At 64.3% G+C, this 21,340-nt stretch carries 21 protein-coding genes, 2 tRNA genes and 2 rRNA genes (1 of these 25 cut by a window edge); 10 read left to right on the forward strand and 15 right to left on the reverse strand.

The features are described 5' to 3' along the window. The first annotated feature begins 86 nt into the window (after nucleotides 1-86). Together NYR55_RS07235 and NYR55_RS07240 are read left to right on the forward strand one after the other, a co-directional pair. On the forward strand, nucleotides 87-1,079 hold the full coding sequence (locus NYR55_RS07235) for a quinone-dependent dihydroorotate dehydrogenase (RefSeq protein ID WP_260020527.1): 993 nt from the start codon (nucleotides 87-89) through the stop codon (nucleotides 1,077-1,079). 122 nt (nucleotides 1,080-1,201) lie between these two features. Further along, the gene (locus NYR55_RS07240) at nucleotides 1,202-1,438 is read left to right on the forward strand and encodes a DUF2061 domain-containing protein (RefSeq protein WP_260020528.1); all 237 of its coding nucleotides are present in this window, start codon (nucleotides 1,202-1,204) and stop codon (nucleotides 1,436-1,438) included. A 2-nt stretch (nucleotides 1,439-1,440) separates the two neighbouring features. Here NYR55_RS07240 and NYR55_RS07245 read toward each other — a convergent pair whose 3' ends face one another. Then, nucleotides 1,441-3,183 carry a gamma-glutamyltransferase family protein gene (locus tag NYR55_RS07245; RefSeq protein ID WP_260020529.1) on the reverse strand — a complete coding sequence of 581 codons (1,743 nt, stop codon included), beginning with the start codon at nucleotides 3,181-3,183 and terminating at the stop codon, nucleotides 1,441-1,443. Between the two features lie 103 nt (nucleotides 3,184-3,286). Here NYR55_RS07245 and NYR55_RS07250 point away from each other — a divergent pair, with 103 nt between their 5' ends. Beyond that, a complete protein-coding gene (locus tag NYR55_RS07250; RefSeq protein ID WP_260020530.1) occupies nucleotides 3,287-5,092 on the forward strand; it encodes an AMP-dependent synthetase/ligase in 1,806 nt (601 codons plus the stop codon). 120 nt (nucleotides 5,093-5,212) lie between these two features. On the opposite strand, the gene NYR55_RS07255 is transcribed toward NYR55_RS07250, so the two are convergent. Beyond that, a complete protein-coding gene (locus NYR55_RS07255; protein ID WP_260020531.1) occupies nucleotides 5,213-6,280 on the reverse strand; it encodes a phytanoyl-CoA dioxygenase family protein in 1,068 nt (355 codons plus the stop codon). Between the two features lie 179 nt (nucleotides 6,281-6,459). Between NYR55_RS07255 and NYR55_RS07260 the strand changes: the two genes are divergently transcribed. Beyond that, on the forward strand, nucleotides 6,460-6,831 hold the full coding sequence (locus NYR55_RS07260) for a hypothetical protein (RefSeq protein ID WP_260020532.1): 372 nt from the start codon (nucleotides 6,460-6,462) through the stop codon (nucleotides 6,829-6,831). Between the two features lie 157 nt (nucleotides 6,832-6,988). Here the strand turns inward: NYR55_RS07260 and NYR55_RS07265 are convergent, their stop codons facing one another. Next, nucleotides 6,989-7,474 (reverse strand): TspO/MBR family protein, encoded by a 486-nt coding sequence (locus NYR55_RS07265; protein ID WP_260020533.1) that lies wholly within the window; start codon nucleotides 7,472-7,474, stop codon nucleotides 6,989-6,991. 96 nt (nucleotides 7,475-7,570) lie between these two features. On the opposite strand from NYR55_RS07265, the gene NYR55_RS07270 reads away from it, so the two are divergent. After that, nucleotides 7,571-8,008 (forward strand): hypothetical protein, encoded by a 438-nt coding sequence (locus tag NYR55_RS07270; protein WP_260020534.1) that lies wholly within the window; start codon nucleotides 7,571-7,573, stop codon nucleotides 8,006-8,008. 67 nt (nucleotides 8,009-8,075) lie between these two features. Here NYR55_RS07270 and NYR55_RS07275 read toward each other — a convergent pair whose 3' ends face one another. Further along, nucleotides 8,076-9,038, reverse strand: a complete 963-nt coding sequence (locus tag NYR55_RS07275; RefSeq protein WP_260020535.1) for an alpha/beta hydrolase — start codon at nucleotides 9,036-9,038, stop codon at nucleotides 8,076-8,078. Between the two features lie 107 nt (nucleotides 9,039-9,145). Between NYR55_RS07275 and NYR55_RS07280 the strand changes: the two genes are divergently transcribed. After that, nucleotides 9,146-9,865, forward strand: a complete 720-nt coding sequence (locus tag NYR55_RS07280) for a GGDEF domain-containing protein (protein WP_260020536.1) — start codon at nucleotides 9,146-9,148, stop codon at nucleotides 9,863-9,865. A 2-nt stretch (nucleotides 9,866-9,867) separates the two neighbouring features. Here the strand turns inward: NYR55_RS07280 and NYR55_RS07285 are convergent, their stop codons facing one another. The 4 genes from NYR55_RS07285 to NYR55_RS07300 form a co-directional block, all read right to left on the reverse strand. Then, nucleotides 9,868-10,227: a DoxX family protein gene (locus NYR55_RS07285; RefSeq protein ID WP_260020537.1), complete on the reverse strand. Its 360-nt coding sequence runs from the start codon at nucleotides 10,225-10,227 to the stop codon at nucleotides 9,868-9,870. Nucleotides 10,228-10,244: 17 nt separating this feature from the next. Beyond that, nucleotides 10,245-10,565 carry a hypothetical protein gene (locus tag NYR55_RS07290; RefSeq protein ID WP_260020538.1) on the reverse strand — a complete coding sequence of 107 codons (321 nt, stop codon included), beginning with the start codon at nucleotides 10,563-10,565 and terminating at the stop codon, nucleotides 10,245-10,247. A 105-nt stretch (nucleotides 10,566-10,670) separates the two neighbouring features. Then, nucleotides 10,671-11,165 (reverse strand): group 1 truncated hemoglobin, encoded by a 495-nt coding sequence (locus NYR55_RS07295; RefSeq protein WP_260020539.1) that lies wholly within the window; start codon nucleotides 11,163-11,165, stop codon nucleotides 10,671-10,673. Beyond that, entirely contained in the window at nucleotides 11,165-12,040 is an 876-nt protein-coding gene (locus NYR55_RS07300; RefSeq protein WP_260020540.1) for a DUF3034 family protein, read from the reverse strand. Before NYR55_RS07300 ends, NYR55_RS07295 begins: the two co-directional genes overlap by 1 nt. Before the next feature lie 56 nt (nucleotides 12,041-12,096). On the opposite strand from NYR55_RS07300, the gene NYR55_RS07305 reads away from it, so the two are divergent. Both NYR55_RS07305 and NYR55_RS07310 read left to right on the forward strand, forming a co-directional pair. Continuing rightward, entirely contained in the window at nucleotides 12,097-12,750 is a 654-nt protein-coding gene (locus NYR55_RS07305) for a methylamine utilization protein (RefSeq protein WP_260020541.1), read from the forward strand. Nucleotides 12,751-12,754: 4 nt separating this feature from the next. Next, nucleotides 12,755-15,067, forward strand: a complete 2,313-nt coding sequence (locus tag NYR55_RS07310; RefSeq protein WP_260020542.1) for an EAL domain-containing protein — start codon at nucleotides 12,755-12,757, stop codon at nucleotides 15,065-15,067. A 21-nt stretch (nucleotides 15,068-15,088) separates the two neighbouring features. Here NYR55_RS07310 and NYR55_RS07315 read toward each other — a convergent pair whose 3' ends face one another. After that, nucleotides 15,089-16,558 (reverse strand): histidine kinase famiy protein, encoded by a 1,470-nt coding sequence (locus NYR55_RS07315; protein ID WP_279338680.1) that lies wholly within the window; start codon nucleotides 16,556-16,558, stop codon nucleotides 15,089-15,091. Here NYR55_RS07315 and NYR55_RS07320 point away from each other — a divergent pair. Beyond that, nucleotides 16,538-16,774: a hypothetical protein gene (locus NYR55_RS07320; RefSeq protein WP_260021659.1), complete on the forward strand. Its 237-nt coding sequence runs from the start codon at nucleotides 16,538-16,540 to the stop codon at nucleotides 16,772-16,774. The two genes, NYR55_RS07315 and NYR55_RS07320, sit on opposite strands and share 21 nt — an antisense overlap. Here the strand turns inward: NYR55_RS07320 and NYR55_RS07325 are convergent. The 3 genes from NYR55_RS07325 to NYR55_RS07335 are packed head-to-tail and all read right to left on the reverse strand — an operon-like array spanning nucleotide 16,755 to nucleotide 19,489. Continuing rightward, nucleotides 16,755-17,297 (reverse strand): DUF2497 domain-containing protein, encoded by a 543-nt coding sequence (locus tag NYR55_RS07325; RefSeq protein ID WP_260020544.1) that lies wholly within the window; start codon nucleotides 17,295-17,297, stop codon nucleotides 16,755-16,757. The two genes, NYR55_RS07320 and NYR55_RS07325, sit on opposite strands and share 20 nt — an antisense overlap. A 33-nt stretch (nucleotides 17,298-17,330) precedes the next feature. Then, nucleotides 17,331-18,809 (reverse strand): TolC family outer membrane protein, encoded by a 1,479-nt coding sequence (locus tag NYR55_RS07330; protein ID WP_260020545.1) that lies wholly within the window; start codon nucleotides 18,807-18,809, stop codon nucleotides 17,331-17,333. An 11-nt stretch (nucleotides 18,810-18,820) separates the two neighbouring features. Then, a complete protein-coding gene (locus NYR55_RS07335; RefSeq protein WP_260020546.1) occupies nucleotides 18,821-19,489 on the reverse strand; it encodes a methyltransferase domain-containing protein in 669 nt (222 codons plus the stop codon). Between the two features lie 164 nt (nucleotides 19,490-19,653). On the opposite strand from NYR55_RS07335, the gene NYR55_RS07340 reads away from it, so the two are divergent. Then, nucleotides 19,654-19,727: transfer RNA gene (locus tag NYR55_RS07340), tRNA-Cys, on the forward strand. Nucleotides 19,728-20,088: 361 nt separating this feature from the next. Here NYR55_RS07340 and NYR55_RS07345 read toward each other — a convergent pair. From NYR55_RS07345 to NYR55_RS07355, 3 genes are all read right to left on the reverse strand, one after another. After that, nucleotides 20,089-20,165, reverse strand: a tRNA-Met gene (locus NYR55_RS07345). Between the two features lie 119 nt (nucleotides 20,166-20,284). Then, nucleotides 20,285-20,399, reverse strand: a 5S ribosomal RNA gene (gene rrf / locus NYR55_RS07350). 110 nt (nucleotides 20,400-20,509) lie between these two features. Beyond that, nucleotides 20,510-21,340 (reverse strand): 23S ribosomal RNA (locus NYR55_RS07355) (it continues 1,961 nt past the right edge of the window).

A 21,340-nucleotide genomic window follows, 5' to 3' on the forward strand; every position in this document is an offset into this window, starting at 1 on the left:
AAGGGGGAATACGTATTGGACAAAAGCGACAAGCCGGGGCGTCAATGCGATTTGACGCTGGCCCGGCGCAGTGCCATCGACCGGCCATGCTTTACCCGCTTGTCCAGTCCGCGCTGTTCCGCATCGAACCGGAGCGTGCGCACCGCCTGACGATCCGCGCGCTGGCCCTGTGGGGCGGCGTCGGTGCGCCGCTGGCCCCGGCCCTGCCCGCGCATCCGGTGACGCTCGCTGGCCTCACCTTTCCCAACCCCATTGGCCTCGCCGCCGGGGTGGACAAGGATGCAGAGGCGGTGGACGGGTTTCTCGCGCTCGGCTTCGGCTTTGTGGAGGTCGGAACGCTGACCCCGCGGCCCCAGGCGGGCAATCCCCGCCCCCGCCTGTTCCGGCTGGTCGAGGATCAGGCGGTGATCAATCGCATGGGCTTCAACAATGCCGGTCTAGACGCCGCGCTGCTGCGCCTGTCGGTCGCCCGGCGCCAGGGGATCGTCGGCATCAATGTCGGCGCGAACAAGGATTCGGACGATCGCATCGCGGATTACGCATACGGCGTGGCTGCGGCTGCTGCCCATGGCGATTATGTCACCATCAACATCAGTTCGCCCAACACGCCGGGCCTGCGCGATCTTCAGGAACAGCCGATGCTGGGCGATCTGCTCACCCGCTGCGACGCTGCCCGTCACTTGGCCGATGGCACGCGCCGCCCGCTATTTCTGAAAATCGCGCCGGATTGCCCCCGCGACCTGATCGACCGGATCGTCCGCGCGGCCATCGACCATCATGTCGATGCGTTGATCGTATCCAACACCACCATCACCCGGCCGGACACGCTGCAATCGGGCGCGGCGGGCGAAGCGGGCGGCCTGTCCGGCGCGCCGCTGCGCGATCTGGCCCGCGCCAAGCTGGCGGAGGCGCGTTCGGCAACCGGCGGTCAATTGCCGCTGATCTCGGTCGGCGGCATCGATTCGGCGGAAGAGGCGCAGGCGCGGCTGGATGCCGGCGCGACGCTGGTTCAGCTCTATTCCGCGCTGCTGTTCCACGGGCCGGGGCTTGCCGCGCGCATCGCCCGCGGCCTTGGCTGATTGCCCGTTTCGATCAGTATCTCCGGATCAATCGGTTTGAACGATTAACGCTCATCGCCCAAATCACTGGATCAAAGCGGTGCGCCACCCGTTGGCCAGTCGCAGTACCGGGAGTGAGCGACGTGTCACGCGATCTGATGAAGACCCTGACCTATCTGGTCATCCACCTCGCGATCGGCTTTTCGGTGGCCTATGCCTTCACCGGCTCGTTCGCCATTGCGGGCGGCATCGCGCTGATCGAACCGTGCTGCAACGCCATCGCCTATTTCTTCCATGAAAAGGCCTGGGCAAAGGACTGGAGCAATTTCTCGATGCTGAAGGCGTTCGCCCATCAGCATGACGATACCTATCGCGCCTGACCCTATCGCGCCTGCCCCGCTGGCAGCACCAGTACCACGCCCTCGCGCCGGGGATCGAACCCGCCATCGACGCGCCCCTTGCGGATCATCACGCCGTGCAGCCCTGAATCCTCGCCCTGTCCGGGCTTCAGGTCGACGCCCCTCGCCTTCAGCGCGGCCAGCAGATCGGGGCTGAACTTCGTCACTTCGCCGTTAAAGCTGGGTCCGCGCGCCACCAGATTGGGCAGCGCCAGCGCATCCTGCATCGGCATCCCCCAGTCCGCCGCCGCCACCAGCGACTTGCCGACATAGGCCAGGATGGCATTGCCCCCCGCCGATCCCAGCGCGCCGGCAAACCGGCCGTCCGCGTCCAGCAGGATCAGCGGCGTCATCGACGATCGCGGCCGCTTGCCCGCGCCGACCGCATTGGCCGCCGGTCGTCCGTCCGGCTCGGTCGGCGAAAAGCTGAAATCGGTCATCTGGTTATTCAGGAAAAACCCGTCGACCATCCGGCCGGTGCCAAAGATGCTTTCCACCGTCGTCGTCATCGACACGACATTGCCCGCCGCATCCCCGACGATGAAATGCGATGTTCCCGCCGGCTCCAGCGTCCGGTCCATCGCCAGCCTGGGCGCGCCCGGCGGCGTTCCCGCCGCTGGTGCAGGCCCCGCCCGCTCCCCGATCAGCGCCGCGCGAGAGGCGACATAGGCGGGATCAAGCAACCCCGCGACCGGCACGTCCGGCACATCGCCGACATACCGGTCCCGGTCGGCGTACATCAGGCGGCTTGCCTCAGCGAACAGGAACCATGCCTGCGCATCCTGCGGCCCGCGCTTGGCAATATCCGTCCGCTCCAGCATGGCGAACAGCTGCAGCAGCCCCACCCCGCTCGACGGCGGCGGCGGCACGCAGATTTTCCAGACGCGATAGGGGCGGCACAGCGCCTGCCGCTTGACGGGGCGATAGGCGGAAAGGTCCGCCATCGTCATCGTACCGGCCAGCGGCCCCGCCGTGGTCCGCGCCACGATCCGCTCCGCCGTCGGGCCGGCATACAGCGCCTTTGGCCCCTCCGCGGCCAGCCGCTTCAGGAACGCGGCATAGGCGGGGTTGCGGATCGTATCGCCGACATCGGCCAGCGTGCCGTCGCTTTCCCCGAAATAGGCGCGGGCATCCGCCACCTGCAGCTGCGGGAAACTGCCGCCCAGAAACCGGCCCAGGCGCGGCGTCACCGTGAACCCGTCGGTCGCCACCCGCTCGGCATCGCCGAACAGCGTGCCCCAGGGCAGCCGCCCATGCTCGCCATGCGCCATGGCCAGCATCGCCACCGCGCCCGGTACGCCAGTCGCCCGCCCGCTGACCACCGCGTCGCGATAGCCAAGCGGCTTGCCATCGGCGCCCATGAACATCGCCGGATCGGCACCCGCGGGCGCCACCTCGCGGCCGTCGAAAATCTCGACCCCGCCGGTGCCTGCGTTGAAATAGGTCATGAACGCCCCGCCGCCGACGCCCGAGCTTTGCGGCTCGACCAGGCTCAGCATCGCCTGCACCGCAATGGCCGCATCGACCGCGCTGCCCCCGCGCTTCAGCACCGCCATGCCCGCCTCGGCCGCGATCGGATTGGCCGCGATGACAAAGGCGTCGGTCCGCGCCGCCGGCATCCCTGCCCGGGCAGGTCGCTGGTCCGCTACCGGGGCGCAGGAACTGGCCATGCCGATCGCGGCGATGGCGGCAAGGGTCCGGGCGAACAGGGTGCGGATCGGCGTCATGCCGATACCTTAACCGCGCCATGCTGCGGCGCAACCAGCATCGCCCGTTGCCGCCCGCCAAATGCCTGCCTACAACCCTCCGGTCATTCTGAGAGGATCGTCCGTGGCAGCAGCGCGCCAGCTCGAACATTTTCCCAATCTCGTCACCCTGTTCTTCACCCGTGCCCGTGAACAGGGGGACAAGCCGTTTCTCTGGGCCAAGCATGGCGGCAAATGGCATCCGACCAGCTGGGCAGAGGCGGCGGACAAGGTCGCCTCGCTCGCGGCCGGGCTGAAGTCGCTGGGCCTGAAACCGGGCGACCGCGTGATGCTGGTCAGCGAAAACCGACCGGAATGGTGCATCAGCGATCTGGCGATCATGGCGGCGGGCTGCATCACCGTGCCGACCTATGTCACCAACACCGAACGCGATCATCAGCATATCGTGGAAAACAGCGGGGCGGCCGCCGCCATCGTCTCGACCGGCAAGCTGGCCAAGGTGCTGATCCCCGCGCTGCTGCGCTCCAATGCCTGTCGACACCTCATTGCCATGGAGGATCTGCGCGGCGGCCAGGCCGGCCCGTTCGAACAGCATCACTGGCAGGGGCTGATCGACGCTCACCCGACCACGCCGGCCGATGCCGCCGCCGCTGCCGCGCACCTCAAGCGCGAGGATCTGGCCTGCATCATCTACACCAGCGGCACCGGCGGCGCGCCGCGCGGCGTGTGCCAGCATCACGGCGCGATCCTTCACAATGTGGAGGGGTGCGTGACGGTGATCAGCGAGGATTTCGGCTGGGACGAAGAGGTGTTCCTCTCCTTCCTCCCGCTATCCCACGCCTATGAACATTCCGGCGGACAGCATTTCCCGATCGGCCTCGGCGCGCAGATCTATTATTCCGAGGGGCTGGACAAGCTGGCCAGCAATATCGAGGAAACGCGGCCCACGATCATGGTCGTCGTGCCCCGCCTGTTCGAAGTGCTGCGCACGCGGATCAGCAAGGCGATCGAGAAACAGGGCAAGCTGTCCACCTACCTTCTCGACCGCGCCGTCGCGATCGGCGGAAAACGCGCGAACACGGGCCGCGTGCCGATCATCGATCAACCGATGAACCTCATCCTTTCCCGCACGCTCAAGCCCAAAATCGCGCAGCGGTTCGGCGGCCGGCTAAAGGCGATGGTGTCGGGCGGCGCGCCGCTCAACCCGGAAATCGGCATCTTCTTCGACGCGCTCGGCCTCACCTTTCTGCAGGGCTATGGCCAGACCGAGGCCGCGCCCGTCATCTCGTGCAACCGCCCCTCGGTGGGGCTGAAACACGACACGGTCGGCCCGCCGCTCAAGAATACCGAGGTGCGCATCGCCGAGGATGGCGAGATCCTGGTGCGCGGCGAACTGGTCATGCACGGCTATTGGCGGAATGAGGAGGAAACGGCCCGCGTCTTAAGGGACGGCTGGCTCCACACCGGCGATATCGGCGAAATCGACGACCGCGGCCGCATCAAGATCACCGACCGGAAAAAGGATATCATCGTCAACGACAAGGGCGATAATGTCGCCCCGCAAAAGGTCGAGGGGATGCTGACCCTGCAACCCGAAATCCTGCAGGCGATGATCTATGGCGACCGAAAGCCCTATATGGTCGCGGTGCTGGTGCCCGATCCCGAATGGGTTCAGCAATGGTGCGCACGCAGCGCCACCGCGTGCAATTTCAAGGCGCTGGCCCAGCATCATGAGTTCATGAAGGCGATGGGCGCGGCGGTGGAACGGGTGAACCGGGACCTGTCGGTGATCGAGCGCGTCCGCCGCTTCATCGTCGCCGACGAACCCTTTGCCATCGAAAACCAGCAGCTGACCCCCAGCCTGAAAATCCGCCGCCACGTCCTGAAACAAACCTATGGCGAGCGGCTGGACGCGCTCTACGGCAGCTGACCAAAAAGCCTCCTCCCCCTCGACGGGGGAGGATAGCGAAGCTTGGCGCGACGCGCCTGGCGCAGCCTGGAGAGGGTGAAGGGTAAGGGTCTTTTCTTCGACCGGCGCCTTCACCCCCAATCAATCCGCCATCGCGCCCTCAGCCGCTTGCCCAAGCTTCAGCAGGTCCCCGAACGACATCGGCCGTTCGATCAGGCCGGGGTGCGGCGAATAGCCCGCGTGCCACCGCTTTTCGTCCATTGCCTCGCGCGCGATGCTCATGCTGAACAATCGCCGGGGCACGGGTGAGCGATTGTCCGGCCCGGCGTGCAGCATGTCGCTTTGATACAGGATCACCGTCCCCTTGCGCGGCGCGGTGCTCACCACCGGAAACCGCGCATCCAGCGCCCGCCCCTCCCGGATCAGCCGCCACACCGTGCCGGGCGTCAGCGTGCGCACGCTGAACACCGGGTTCTTGCCGATCAGAAAGCGGAGCAGATTGGGCTGATGCTCGTCCCAGTGCGTCGAAAACACCCGGTCGCGAAACTCGCCCGGCGCCAGCGGCGTCTCCCGGCTGTTCCGCATCGCCCACAGCTTTTTCAGGTTATGGGCAAGGATGCGGACATTCCACCGCGCGCGGATCAGTTCCATCTGCGCCTCGGCCGCCGCGCCATGCTTTTTCGCCGCACCCGGAAACACCTGCGTCCCCGGCACGAACACCGTGCCGCCCTGCGCCGCCGACACGTCCTCCACCGCCGCGAACAGGCTGATGACCCCACTGGGATCGCGATGGACATATTGGTGCGATGATCCGGCATAGCTGGTCAGCGTCGTCACCTCGAGCAGCGGATGGTCCGGCGCGCAGTAGTGCGCGATCACCTCCTCCAGCCGCCGGGCCAGCGTCGCGGCAAGGCCCATGACGGCGGGCGTCGCGGGCAACGAACAGAAATCGCGCCGCCGATACCGGTTGTCCGTCTGGCTGGCGAACGCACAGCGATTGCGCGCTGAATCGTCGATCGTCTCGCGGATCAGCCCGGCCGCAAGGTCGGCCTCGGCGTCGGACAGCAGCCCGGTCAGGATCACCAGCCCATGCGTTTCCATGCTGGCCAGCGCCGCCCGCGCACACGCCCCGGTCAGCCGCCCGGCACCATCCAGGACCGCCGCCACCTCGAACGCGGATGTGTCGCCGGAAACCTTCAGCCCGTCCATGCCAGCCTGCCGCAAGGGAGAATGTCAGGCAAGGTAGTGACCCAAAACCCTAGCCATCGGGTTAATCCCCGCATCCCGCTTGCCACGTCGCGACCGCTATTCACCGCCGAAGATCAACCAGCCGCCGGTCAGCAAACGACCCCGTTGCGGACATTGGTGGTTCTGATAACAATCCAGTCATGAGGGCTATTGTTGCAACAACGGCATTGGCATTGGCTGTAGGGTGCGGCCAAGCGGCAAATCCTGAACCGGCGTTGGAAGGCACAGCGGTGTTCTTCAACTTTTATGGCGAACCCGTTCAGGTCTATGTCAACGATGAATTGCTATTCGCTGAGCGTTTAGACGTCGACGACAGTTCGACGGGGCTCTCCAAGGAGACATCCCTTAGCTTGAGCGGATGTTCACAAATCAAAATAGTCACCTCTTCACATCAGTCTCAGCAGCGAGTTTGTCCTGAAAAAAGCGGCTTTGGTTTGTGGGTCTCACCATCGAGTGCGGGAGGTCCAGTCACGATCGAATTCCAACCGATATTCACTCCGGGCTTGGACTGATCATCAACGTCAGTTTCCCACCTAATGGCGGTCATCCGGCTCACTGGTCGAGCATCCCGACAACGGACAACGCTGGCGACAGTGTGACCGACGGGGCCGGGCCTTTCCTTGATGCTCGCACGAATGCAACCTGGCCGTGACGGTGCTGCACCAATCCCTATGCCGGTCGCCCGAACGGCCCGTTCAGCCGGACGATCGCGCCGTTCAGGATCGCGGCAAAACTGACCCAGATCAGGTACGGCACGATCAGCCAGCTTGCGAGTTCGGAATAGGGGCGCAGGCCGATGCACAACGCCAGCACCGATGCCCACAGGAACACCACCTCGATCAGCGCCCAGTCGGGCCGCTTCACGGTAAAGAACAGCGGCGACCACAGAAAATGGCCGACAAAGTTGACGGCATACAGGATGATGATCGCCCGCTGGCCCGCCGGATCGCCGCCCGCACCGTCCCATGCCAGTACCGCCGCCCATGCCGCCAGGCCCAGGATCACCGTCCATGCCGGACCGAACAGCCAGTCCGGCGGCTGAAAACTCGGCTTCTTCAGGTTGCGGTACCATGGCCCGATGGTGGTCAAAACGCCGCCGCCCACCCCCAGAATGACGGCCCAGGCGATGGCGGCAATGACATGGGGATCGGGCATCCGCTATATATGGAGTGTCGGCTCTTTGCCGCAACGCCGGACGGGGCCGCAAATTTCGCTGTCCTACAGCGCGTTCGTCATTGCACAGACTGGCGAATGACCCAGGATCCGAACGCGCTCACCGTCGAGGATGAAGCCATTCTCGCCTTCACCCCTGTCGCCATGGCGCCCCGCGCCACCGGCTGGACGCCGCGGCGACAACACGACTTCATCCGCGCCCTTGCCGCAATGGGCACGGTGGGCCGCGCCGCACGGGCGGTCGGGCTCAGCCGCCAGTCGGCCTATGCCCTGCGTTCCCGGCCCGATGCGGCCAGCTTCGTGCGCGCATGGGATAACGCCCTTTCGATCGGCTATGACCGCATCTTCGAAATGGCGATGGATCGGGCGCTCAACGGCGTCACCACGGCCCGCTATTATCGCGGGCGACCGGTCGGCACGATCACCCGTCCCGATCTGCGCATGGCGATGGCGGTTCTTTCCGATCCCGTCCGCCCGCCTGCCACACCCACCAAATTGCCAAAGATGACAGAATGAAGCGCGTTCCGCGTAATGTTGTCAGGTTGCGGGGCGGGGATCGGCACTCTCCCCGCCCCTGCCTCGTTCAGTTGGCGCTCGCCGCTCTCGCGCCCGCGCCCTTTCTGTCCATGTATCTATGCATCTTCAGCCACGCGGCAAAGGCGTCGAACCAGCCGGTGCTGGTCGTCGTCTTCTGATACATGCCGAACCCGTGGCCGCCCTGTTCATAGAAATGGAACTCGACGGGCCGCTTCGCCCTGGTCCAGCTTTCAATGACGCCGAACCCGGCATTGGTGAACAGGCCGTCATCGGCGGCCAGCGCCACGAACAGCGGCGGCGCATCGGCCGGCACGGTCACGGCCGACAAGGGGCCATAGATGTTGCCGATGAATGCGGGCTTTGCATCCTCACCGGCCAGCGCGGTCGTCATGGTCAGCATCGCACCCGCCGAAAACCCGACCATGCCGATGCGGTCGCGATCGACCTTCCATTCCCCCGCCCGCGCGCGGATCAGGGCAAAGGCGGCGCGCGCATCGGCAAGCTGCGGGGCCAGTTGCACGGCAGATTCCGTGCCGGGTGCGGCGCGCGGCGGCCTGGCGCCTGGTGCGAACATCTGCCGCATCGATTCCTCGAACGCGGGCATCGTCGCCGGGGTCTGGTTCAACCGGTATTTCAGGACAAAGGCAGCGATGCCGCGCGCCGCCAGCGCCCTGGCCACATCCCACCCCTCATTCTCCATCGACAGGGTGCGGAACCCGCCGCCCGGCGCAACGACGACCGCCGCACCGGTCGCCTTGGCCGGATCGGGCAGGAACGGAGTCAGCGTCGCCTCGGTCACATTACGGGCGAACACGCTGCCATATTGGCTGTGCCAGCTCTCGGCATTGGTCGCGTCGGGCAAGGGGCCGGTATTCAGCTTGATCGCGGTCGGCTGGGCCGGGATCGCAATCGGGGTCATCCGGTCGTTCTGTGCCCATGCCGGTGCGCTCATCCCCAGCATGGCGCTTGCCAGCGCGAGTGCAATGCTCGTCATCCGGATTTTCGACATCCCGCATCCCTCCATGATTATTACTCATACAAATGGCGGGACATGGCGACATCGTCAAGCGGAACGGGTCAAACGAATCTTTACCAGCGGCGGGTTATATCTCCGCCATGAACGGGGTGGGCAAGATCGCGGCCGGGGTCGGCTTTTCCGTGCTTTGCACGGCGATCGGCATGGCCGGCCTGTCCTATCTTGCCGGACCCGAAGACGGGTTCATTCCCCCCTTGTGGTGGATATTCGGACTGGCCTGCCCTGCCCTTGTCTCGCTTCCCGTATGCGTCATTCTGGTGCGTCAGGGGGAGGCGAACCGGCGGCTGGCCGGTCAACTTGCCGAAGCGATGGCACGACTGGCGGATCTGGCACAGCATGATGGCATGACCGGACTGTTGAACCGGACGGCATTCCTTTCCCGGTCGGACGATCGGCCGGCGACGGCGGGATGGATGCTGGTGATGGATATCGACCGGTTCAAATCGATCAACGACCGGTACGGCCATCATGTCGGAGACGCGGTGATTCAGGCGGTGGCCGATGTCCTGTCGGTGTCGGTACGGACGGGCGACCTGTGCGGGCGGCTGGGCGGAGAGGAATTCGCCGTGCTGACCATGGGCATTTCGGCGGAGGATGCGCAGGCGCTTGCCGAACGGATCCGGACGCGGATCGCGGCGATCGAAATCATCGCGGATGACGATATCGTCCGACCGACGATCAGCATGGGCCTCGCTCCGGTCACGGCCGGCGACGGCGCGGCCCTGGCGTTGCGGCTGGCCGATGCGGCCATGTACCGGTCAAAACGTACGGGCCGGAACAGGATTTCGCTCGCCGCCTGATCCTATCGCCGACCGATGATCCCCCCGGCCCACAAAGCCCAGGCGATGATCAGCGGTTGCAGGGCAAGGCGCGGCGCATGGTACAGGATCGGCAGGCCGGTTCCGGCGGTCAGATCGTTGATCGCGTGCTGCACATTGGCCGGCCATACGCATAGCGCATAAGCGGCCAGACTCCATCCCGCCGCCCGGCGCAGGCGCGGGATCATCAATCCGACGGCCCCCGCAATCTCAGCCACCCCGGTCAGCGCGACGACCACCGCCGGCATGGGCACGAAATCGGGCATGATCGACAGGAACGGCCGCGGCACCGCCAGGTGCAGCACGCCCGCAATCAGGTAAAGCAGGGCCAAAAGCACGCGCATCGGGGCGCGCGCCCGGCTCATCCCTCGACGGACAGCAACGTCACCCCGGCGTATTTGTCGGAATGCGCATCATACAGCCGGCTCATGTCGAACGCGCGGTCGGACAGGCGGATATCGCCCAGCCCGTCCACCTTGAACGCGCCCAGCTTTTCCTCGCGCGGAATATTGCCGTCGCGCAGCACGGTGACTGCATCCAGATAGGGGACACCATGCTTGGTATACAGGATATGCGGCGCCAGCAGCACCTCGCCCTTGTTATATGTCGCGGTCACGCATTGCCGCCGCACGATGGCGGCGAACAGCGTGGGCATCGGACCCTCGGGTCCGTCGTCACTCATGGGCCTGTCCTTATCCTTCAACCGATCGCGGATGGGATCATGCGATCGTCTCTGCGCCGCCGCTCTCTAGCCCAGCGGTGCGCGGCAAGGCAATGCAGCGACGGATCAGCGTTCGACGACATCGCCCCGCATCGGGGCAAGCCGGGACAGGAACCGGTTCTGCGCGGCAAAGGAGACACCCTCGGCGGTCATCGCCATTTGCAGGTTTTCGACCAGCCGGTTCATGTCCGCCTGTTGCACGCCCAGGTCGCGGTGCGCGGTCTTCATGTCGCGCCCGCTATAGCTGCATCCTGCATTGAGCAGGTAACAGAACTGCTCGAACAGCGTCCGGCGCAGCCGCACCCGGTCGTGATTGGCGAAAATCTCGCCGATGCGCGGATCGGCAAAGTTCGCTTCGACAAACCGGTCGACGATCTTGCCGATCCCGGCCTGCCCGCCAAAGGCCCTCGCCATCGAATCGCCCTCGAACGGGCGGGCACCGGCATTAGACGGGCTGGCGGTATAGGGATCGACAGGCTCCTCGCCCGGCATGGCATGGGGGGCGGCAACCTCCTGCACCGGCATGGCCAGCATCAGGATCAGCGAAAAAACGGCACTCATCAGAAATTTCCCTGCAACTGGACCAGGACGCCGCGCTGCCGTTCAAAGGTCGCGACGGAACCCAGATCGGTATAGGCGATGGTCGCCGTGACATGCCGGTTCACCCCGTACACGGCAAAGGCATCCCACCAGTCATCCTCGCGCGCGATGGTCAGGTTGCTCGGCTTGCCCCGATATTCCGCACCCACGGCAAAGCGGCGCGAAAATTGATAGGCCAGCGACCCTTCAGCCTGCACCTGATGGGCGTCATTCAACCCGCCGCCATGGCCCAGCAGGCCGTTCTGGTTCGCCTTGGTCATCCGCACGGTGGCATTGGCCAGCAGCGACCAGCGCAGGAACAGCTTGGTTGCCGACAGATAGTAATCCACACCCTCGTCATCGCCCGCACCCAGCGCCTGAACCAGCGCGCCGTCGCGGCTTTTCTTGTACTGCGCGCCAATCGCGATGGCGGGCAGGAATTCGGGACCATAGACCACATCGCCGGCCAGCTTGACCTTGGCGCCGATAACATCCTGATCCAGCTTGTAGTCATTGCCGATGCCCAGCGCGCCGCCGACCCGGTTGGTGTCCAGCACCTGGCGGACATAACTGATCTCTACCCGGTCGAACACGCCGATCGCGGCGGCATAGCTGCGGAAATCATAGTCCTTCAGCTCGATGCCCGTCACCGATGCCTGGCCGCCAATCCCGTCCTTCGTCTCGTTGCCGGCAATCACTGCCCATGGGGTCAGGCCGCCGCCCGCCGCGCCCTCAATGGTCGAAATGCCGTTGGTCAGCAGCAATTTGCCATTGTCCGAAGATTGCGCCCATGCGGCAGACCCTGATGAGATCAGGCCAATCAGCATGGCGATGCGGGGAATCTGGTTCCTTGTCATGCGCACTGATGTGGCGAAACAGGGTTAACAAAGACTTCAGCTCTGCAAATCGCTAAATGAAGCTACGCATTTACCGCAAATTGACGATTGTTAGCGATAAACGGGGCATGATCGTTCGCAGTCTGTCTCTGTCGCTGGCGTTGATGACCTCCCCTGCCGTTGCAGGATCGTTGCAGATCGAAGTGGTCGACACGAACGGGCGCGCCCTTCCCGATGCCGTGGTTACCCTGCATCCGGCGGCGGGCATTCCGCCGGGGCCTATCCGTTTCCCTTGGACCGCGCAGATGATCCAGAAGGACGTCAACTTCGTTCCCGGCACTCTGATCGTGCCCGTTGGCGCAACCGTCTCCTTCCCCAACAGGGACAAGGTGCGCCATCACATCTATTCCTTTTCGCGTCCCGCGAAGTTCGAAATCAAGCTGTTCGGGCGGGACGAAACGCGAAGCTACACGTTTCGCACCGCCGGAGCCGTCGCGCTGGGCTGCAACATCCATGACCGGATGAGCGGATTCATCAAGGTGGTGGACACGCCCTTTGCTGCAAAAACGGGTTCGGACGGCATGGCCAGCATCGCCGCCATCCCCGCCGGAACCGGCCGCCTGACGGTTTGGCATCCGCGGATGCGTGCTCGGGATAACGAAAGCAGCTTCACTCTTGCCATTCCCGCCAGCGGATTGATCACCAAACGCATCACCGTCGGCGTGCGATAAACGCATGCCGCGCCTTCCCCTGTCGCTTGTCCGCGCAGTGCGGATCCTGCGCCGCTCGCTGTCGGTCAAGCTGGCGCTTGTCTATGCCAGCCTCTTTACGGTGGCGGTGGCGCTGATCCTGCTCGGCGCAAAGGCGGGGATGACGCTGTACGCCGAACGCATGATCGAGCGCGAAATGGCGGCCGGTGCGCAGGTGTTCGATCGGGTCGCATCGATGCGGTACGACCAATTGGGCAATGCCGGCCGCGTGCTGGCGGGGGATTTCGGTTTTCGCACCGCTGCCGCAACTGGCGATGCGCCGACCATCGCATCAGCGCTCGATTCCCTTGGCGGCCGACTGCAGATCGAACAGGCTTTCTTCGTTTCCGCAGACGGATCGGTCACCGGCTTTTCCGGGACTTTGCCACGGCGCGATGTCGATGCGCTGCGCACCGCGCTGGAACAGGATGCCACTGCCGGCGTGCTGCGCCTTGGCGATCAACGCTTCAATGCCGCGGCTGCGCCAGTTCAGGCACCGACGACGATCGGCTGGGTGGTCTTTGCCAACCGCATCGATGGTGCGGAGATGTCCCGGATGGCCAGCCTGTCCGCCATCGACCTGAAACCCCGCATTGTGCCAGCCTCCCGCCTTCCGAAGAACGCCCGACTGGGCCGGATCGTGGACATGGTTTCCGGGGGCGAGCGTGTGCTGGTCCGCGCCCTGCCCGTCAAATCGTTCCGCACTGACGAGCCGCAGGTCCTGCTGCTTGAATACAGCGTCACGCGCGCGCTGGATCAGTTCGCGCCGATGTTCTGGGCGCTGCTCGCATGCGGCGTTGCCGGTATCCTGCTGGCCGCGGGGGGCAGCTGGCTGCTCGCCCGGCGCCTGACCCGGCCGATCGTCGCGCTGGATCAGGCCGCCCGCCAGGTCGCGCGCGGCGACCATGTGCAGGTGGCGGTCACGACCCGCGACGAAATCGGCCGCCTTGCTCGCAGTTTCAATCGCATGGTCGACGACATTGCCGAACGCGAGCGTCAGATCACGCACATGGCGCTGCACGATGCCCTGACCGGCCTGCCCAACCGCCTGCTGCTTCGCGAACAGCTGTCGATGGTGTCGGCCAGAGGCGGTGAGCGGCGGCGACAGGCGCTGTTCTGCCTTGATCTCGATCATTTCAAGGCCGTGAACGATACGCTGGGCCATCCGACCGGAGACGCCCTGTTGTGCGAAATCGCCAACCGGCTGAACCGCTTTGCCGGCGACGGTTTCGTCGCGCGGCTGGGCGGTGATGAATTTGCCCTGATCCTAGAGGAAGGGCAGCGTTCGCTCGACCGGATTGCGCATGAACTGACCGACCTCATTCGCACGCCGTGCATGGTGAACGGCCACCGACTGGTCCCTGGCACCAGCATCGGCATCGCGGTCATCGGACCGGACGGGTCTGACCCCGTGACCCTGACCAAGCACGCCGACCTCGCCCTGTACCGGGCAAAGCAGGAAGGGCGCGGCGCCTACCGATTCTTCGAACCGGCGATGGATGCAGAGGCACAGGCCCGGCGCGCCATGGAAATGGACCTGCACGATGCCATCCGGCTGGGTCAGCTGTCCTTGATGTTCCAGCCGCTGTTCAACCTGTCGGAAGGGCGCGTTTCCGCGTTCGAGGCGCTGCTGCGCTGGAACCATCCGGTGCGCGGCATGGTCTCTCCGGTAGACTTCATCCCGCTGGCCGAGGATACCGGCCTCATTGTGCCGATCGGCGAATGGGTGATCCGGGAGGCGTGCCGGACCGCACGCGAATGGCCGGATCATGTCCGCGTTGCCGTGAATGTCTCGCCCGTTCAGTTCCGCAATCCGGGCCTGAACAGCGTCATCCTTCAGGCGCTTTCGGAAACCGGCCTGCCGCCGCAACGGCTTGAGCTGGAAATCACCGAAAGCCTGTTCATCGATAACCCGGAAACCACGCTGGCATCTTTGCACAGCCTGCGCGCGCTGGGCGTGCGCGTCGCGCTGGACGATTTCGGCACCGGCTATTCCTCGCTCAGCTATCTGCGCAGCTTCCCGTTCGACAAGATCAAGATCGACCGCAGCTTCATCATCGACCTGCTGAATTCGAAAGGCGCAACCGCCATCATCCGGTCGATCACGACGCTAGCCGAGGCGCTGGGCATGGAAACCACGGCAGAGGGCGTCGAAAACGCCGGACAGCTGGACATCCTTCGCGAACAGGGATGCAGCCATATTCAGGGATATTATTTCAGCCGTCCGATCACGCGCGATGCCATCGCCGCGCTGCTCCTGCACAATGGCGATATCGCCGAACAGCGCCTCGCCAGCTGAGCCCGTGCCAGCCGGCGCGGATCAGCTGATCCCGTTCGGCCCCTCGATCAGCGCGCGCACGCGTACCGCCAGATCCGACCGGCGATAGGGCTTGCGCACAAGCTCGAACTGACGGCTTTCCGCATCCAGCGCCCGGTCGGAATAGCCGGTGGTCAACAGGATCGGCAAAGTCGGGAAATCGGCCCGTACCCGGTTCGCCAGCGCCACGCCGGTCAATTCGCCGGGCATGACGATATCGGTGAACAACAGCTGGAAATCCCGATCCCGCTCCAGCACATCCAGAGCCATCTGTGCATTGGACACATGCGTCACCCGATATCCCAGATTTTCCAGGATCGCCTTGCCCAGCTCCGCCACTTCCTGCTGGTCTTCGACCATCAGGATGCGCTCGCCATTCCCGGTCGCCATCGCCGTAACTTCGCGGACAGGCTCGGCAATACCCTTTGCGCGCGGGAAATATAGGGTGAAGCGGGCGCCGCCGCCTGGCCGGTTTTCGGCACGCACGCCGCCTCCGGTCTGCCGCATGAAACCGTACACCATTGAAAGGCCAAGCCCGGTGCCCTTGCCCACCGACTTGGTGGAAAAAAACGGATCGAACACCCGGTTCAGCACGTCGGGGGCGATCCCTGGTCCTTGATCCTCGATGACGATCGCAACATACTCGCCCGGATCAAGATCGGGTGTCAGTGCATCGCTGGCCGTCGACACGGTATTCTGGGTGCGAACCGTCACCTCGCCCTTACCATCCATCGCATCGCGCGCGTTGGCCAGGATGTTGAGCAACGCCATTTCCGCCTGCACCGGGTCCATCCGGGCATTCCAGGCATCTTCGCTGAACTGGCGGCGGATGGTGATGCCCGCGCCGACGTTACGCTCGATGATCGGACCAAAATCGGTGATAAGCGTGTTCACGTTCAGCAGCCGGTCGCGCAGCTCCTGCTTGCGGGCAAAGGCCAGCAGCTGCTGCGTCAGCTGCGCGCCGCGCCCGGCAGCCATGCCGATGGCATCGACCGCCTTTCGCGCAGCCCGGTCGCCCGGTTCGATCCGGCTGTCGAGCAGGTCGACATAGCCAAGGATGACCTGCAGAAGATTGTTGAAATCATGCGCGATGCCGCCGGTCAGCTTGCCGACGGCTTCCATCTTCTGCGCCTGATGCAACGCCTCTTCGGCTTCCTTGCGGCGCGAGATATCGAGCTGGCTGGCAAAGAAGTACAACAGTTCGCCCGCCTCGTCGAAAATCGGCGACACGAACAGCGCGTTCCAGAAGGTCGATCCATTCTTGCGGTAATTCAGGATCTCGACAGCCACTTCCTCGCGCCGGGCAATGGCTTCTCTGACCAGCTGGACCGCGGCAGGATCAGTTTCGGGCCCCTGAAGGAACCGGCAGTTGCGACCGACGATCTCGGCCTGCGCATAACCGGTCATGCGCTCGAACGCGTTGTTGCAGAACAGGATCGGATTGTCGGGCTGATGCGGATCGGTAACGATCATCGGCATCCGCGTTGTTTCGACAGCGGCAAAGAAAATGTCGTGGGGACGCGGCTCAGACAAGCCGGCACGCCCGCCAATCGCTCCGTGACCGGAACGGGCGGGACGGCCATCCTGCATGGGGTCGTCGCTGCTCATGCGGTGGAAAACGACTCTAAAACGCGAAAAGTTGCATCAGGCGATACCGATCAGGTCACGGTCATCCTTGACGGCCGGTGATCCGGGCGATCTCCTTGGCAACCAGCTGTTCGACCATGGCCGGCAAATGCGCGTCCAGCCAGTCGCGCAGCATCGGACGAAGCATTTCCTTGACCAGCCCTTCCAGCGTATCGCTGCCCTGGACTTCTGGCCGCACGATCATGCGGGACAACGCCTCAAGCGAGCGGCTGGTTGCGTCGGCCGTTCCTGCCGACAGGATACCTTCACCCGCGGGCTGCGCGCTGGCAGCGGGCCGTGCAGGCCGTTCGGCAGGTTCTGCCTTGCCCGGGGCTGCCGGGCGGATTGCATCGGCCGTTTCCCGGAGTGGCGACGACGCTGCGGTGGCATAGGCGTCCAGTTCAAGCACATCGTCAGGATGGTCGTCCTGAACCCGCTCATCGGACGCGGCGGCGATCGGATCGACCGGACGGGCAACCTTGCGCGGACGCTGGATCGCGGCAACCGGCTCTGCTTCTTCGGCGATGATCCGCTTGATCGACGACAGGATGTCTTCCATCGAGGTCTCGTTGCTGATGTCGCCCATGCCCCGGATCCGTCCAGTTACCGCCCTGTGGCGTTACTGATCGACTTTTGGGTTCATGCTGTCAATGTCACGCTGCAGCTCCGGTTCCAGCGGGCGCGTGACCACCGGGGTCTGCGGCGCACTGTTGACAGTCGGCGTGGCAACGGGAACGGGGCTCGGACCTGTGCCCCAGTCGAAGATCGAACGCTTCACCCGGCGATAATTGACTTCCGGATCATAGAGCGGGCCGCCATCCAGCCCCAGATCGCGCGCCTCCGCCCGGCCCATCGCCGCCAGCAGCGCAAAGCCGGCGACATAGGCGTCGCGCCGCGCCGAAACCAGCTGCACCTGCGCGTTCAGCAATTCGCGCTCGGCATCCAGGATTTCCAGGATGGTCCGCGTGCCCACGCTGTTTTCCGCCCGGACCCCTTCCAGCGACAGCCGGTTGGCCGACACCTGAGCCTCGGATGCTTCGATGACCTGAAGCGAGGATTGCCAGCTGGCAAACAATGCGCGCGACTGTTCGACGATCTGCCGCTCGACCAGCGTCACCTGTTCGATGGCCACGCCTTCCAGCGCCTCCGCCCGGCGAACCGAGGCGGCCGGCCCGCCACCCTGATAGATCGGCACGGTCAGCTGAACGCCTGCGCTGGCGGCATTCCCCGATTCCTGCGCCGGCACGCCCAGCGAGCCGAGATAGTTGAAATAACTGCCGCGCAGGAACGAGCTGACCCGCGGATTGCGTTCCGCCCGCGCGGTCTTCACGTCAAAGCCGGCGGCATCGCTCGCCCGTCGCGCGGATTCCAGATTGGGATTGTTTTCCAGCGCCACGCGGACCGCTTCGACCGGATCGGCGGGCAGACCCGGCAGCGCCGGCGGCGCCTCCAGCGTTCCCGGCTCCGTGCCGACCACGCGGATATAGGCTTCCCGGCTGCCGATCAGCGTCGCTTCGGCGGTGCGCAGCTGGCCGATCGCACCCTGCAACCGCGCCTCCGACTGGGCGACATCGGTGCGGGTCAGGTCGCCCACCTCGAACCGGTCCCGCGTCGCGCGCAGGTTCACTTCCAGCGCACGGACATTCTGGCGGTTCAATTCGACGATGGCCTCGTCGCGGATCACGTTCATGTACACGTTCACGACGGCGGTGAACAAATCCGCCTCCGTCCCGCGCAGCGTCGCACGGCCCGACAGGACGCGGGTTTCCGCCGCCCGTGTCGCGTTCTTCACCTGACCGCCCAGATAAACGGGCACGGTGACCTGCGCCTGACCCGTCACGCTGCGCTCGGGGCGGATGAACTGGTTGTTCGCCTGGATGAAATCTTCGGAATATTGCCCGTTCAGCGCAATATCGGGCAGGCCGTTGGCACGGGCGATCGCCACCTGCTCATCCGTCGCGCGCAGCTGGGCGCGCTGGCCGGTCAGCGTCGGGTTGCTTTGATAGGCGCGGACCATCGCCTCGCGCAGCGTTTCCGCCGATGCCGGGGCAGCGAGTGCGATCAGGCTGGCACTGATCAAGGCAAGGTTACGACGCATCCGACCCCCATTCAGAATGTAAACCCGCGCGGCACGGCAAATCCGGGCAGCTCGGGGCAATCGATATCCGCGAAATTCACAAGGCCAAAGCCGCCGGCGGTCCGCTCCCCGAACGCCAGACGAGTGACCCCGCGGTCGCTGATCCCGGTGACCAGACGGCCGCCCGGCTTCAGCTGTTCGATGATGGCATCGGGCAGATGCTCGACCGCACCGTCGATCAGGATAACGTCATAGGGCCCGGCATCCGCCCAGCCCGCGGCCAGCGGCCCTTCGACCAACTCGACATGGGCGATATCGGCCAGCGCCAGACGCGCCGTGGCGGCCAGGGCCGGCGATTGCTCCAGCGCGACGACCGATGCAACGATCTCGGCTGCCACGGCCGCCGAATAGCCGCCTGCCGCGCCGATCACCAGCACCCGGTCATCGGCGCGCAGCCGCGCCTCGGTCAGCAAGCGGCCGGTCGCCAGCGGGCTGTTGTGCAACCGCCCCTCGCCCAGCGGCAACAGGGTGTCGCGATAGGCGATGGCGCGATGCTCGGCCGGTAGGAACCGTTCCCGGGGCAAACGGCCCATCGCAGTGACCACCCGCACATCATTGACGGCGCTGGGCCGCAACTGGCTGACAACCATTGCTTGCCGCATGGTTGCGGCGTTGGGGGAAAGGGCGGCTTGATCGACCATGGCACTATCCTGTCGCACAACTGTTTTAGTCGCACAATACACTTATTCGGTGACTATGCTTACCGCGCTGCGGAATAGACGCCAAGCAGGTCGGTGCAACTGAATTTTTGCCGATTGCTCCGTTGACAAGGCAGCCGCTTCCGCCCATTGCCCCGGTCCTCCCCGGCCCGATGGCGGAGTGGTGACGCAGAGGACTGCAAATCCTTGCACCCGGGTTCGATTCCCGGTCGGGCCTCCATCCCTTTCATGACAGGAACTGGCGGCGACACACCAGATCGAACCGATCTGCTGTCGTGCGGCGGACTGCGCGCTCCTCGCCAGCATTCAATCCTGGTGTCGGGAGGGCTTGGAGACCCTTTCGCCTGACAGCGCAATAGCACTAAATATGCGCCGCGAGCCGCCTCGCTGCATCATTAGGACGCGTGCAGCGGTCGCCAGCGGCGATCGGTATGCGGTGAACGATCGCGTCGACACCAGGATCTGTCCTGCTACAGCAGGGTTCCGTCGCCCAAACCTGGCCCAGACGCAAAAAAACAGGCGCAATCGACCGGTTGAACGGCCAATATGCACCTGATTACATGATTTCGAGTGGGTTTCGTTGGTTGCGGGGGCAGGATTTGAACCTGCGACCTTCAGGTTATGAGCCTGACGAGCTACCGGGCTGCTCCACCCCGCGCCAAACCAACATGCCGGCGAGCGGATGATCGCAAACCGACGAAAAAAAGGGACGCGAAACTGCGTCCCTGACATTGTGAATGGGTTTTTCCTGATTGTCCGCGCTCCACCAGCTGCAATGCCTGGCGACGACCTACTCTTCCATCGCTTAGGCGATAGTACCATCGGCGCTGTCTGGTTTCACGTCCGAGTTCGGGATGGGATCGGGTGGGGCACAGACGCTATAGCCACCAAGCAATGAAGCGGGTGGAACGCGGATAATCGGGTTTCAAATCGATGCACCAAAGTCTGGGATGACATTCACATCGAACGATCAAGCCAAAGCTGTCGTTGATGGTGGGACTCATCAAGCGCGAATAGGACAATTAGGACCGGTTAGCTCCATGCGTTACCGCACTTCCACATCCGGCCTATCAAGGTCGTGGTCTCCGACCGTCCTATGAAATCTTATCTCGAGGGAGGCTTCCCGCTTAGATGCTTTCAGCGGTTATCCCGTCCATACATAGCTACCCTGCTGCGCCGTTGGCACGACGACAGGTACACCAGAGGTATGTTCAACCCGGTCCTCTCGTACTAGGGTCAACTCCTCTCAAATTTCGACGCCCACGGCAGATAGGGACCAAACTGTCTCGCGACGTTCTGAACCCAGCTCACGTACCACTTTAATTGGCGAACAGCCAAACCCTTGGGACCTGCTCCAGCCCCAGGATGTGATGAGCCGACATCGAGGTGCCAAACAACCCCGTCGATATGAGCTCTTGGGGGTTATCAGCCTGTTATCCCCGGCGTACCTTTTATCCGTTGAGCGATGGCCCTTCCACGAGGGACCACCGGATCACTATGACCGACTTTCGTCTCTGCTCGACTTGTCAGTCTCGCAGTCAGGCTGGCTTATGCCATTGCACTCTAACGGTCGGTTTCCAACCGACCTGAGCCAACCTTCGCACGCCTCCGTTACTCTTTAGGAGGCGACCGCCCCAGTCAAACTACCCGCCACAGAGGGTCCCAGAACCAGTTTCATGGTTCGTGGTTAGACATCAGAAAACAACAGGGTGGTATTTCACCTATGGCTCCACATCAGCTGGCGCCAATGCTTCAAAGCCTCCCACCTATGCTACACAGTTCCTTCCTAATGCCACTCTGAAGCTGCAGTAAAGGTGCACGGGGTCTTTCCGT

This window comes from Sphingomonas sp. BGYR3 (assembly GCF_025153455.1).
GTDB lineage: Bacteria > Pseudomonadota > Alphaproteobacteria > Sphingomonadales > Sphingomonadaceae > Sphingomonas.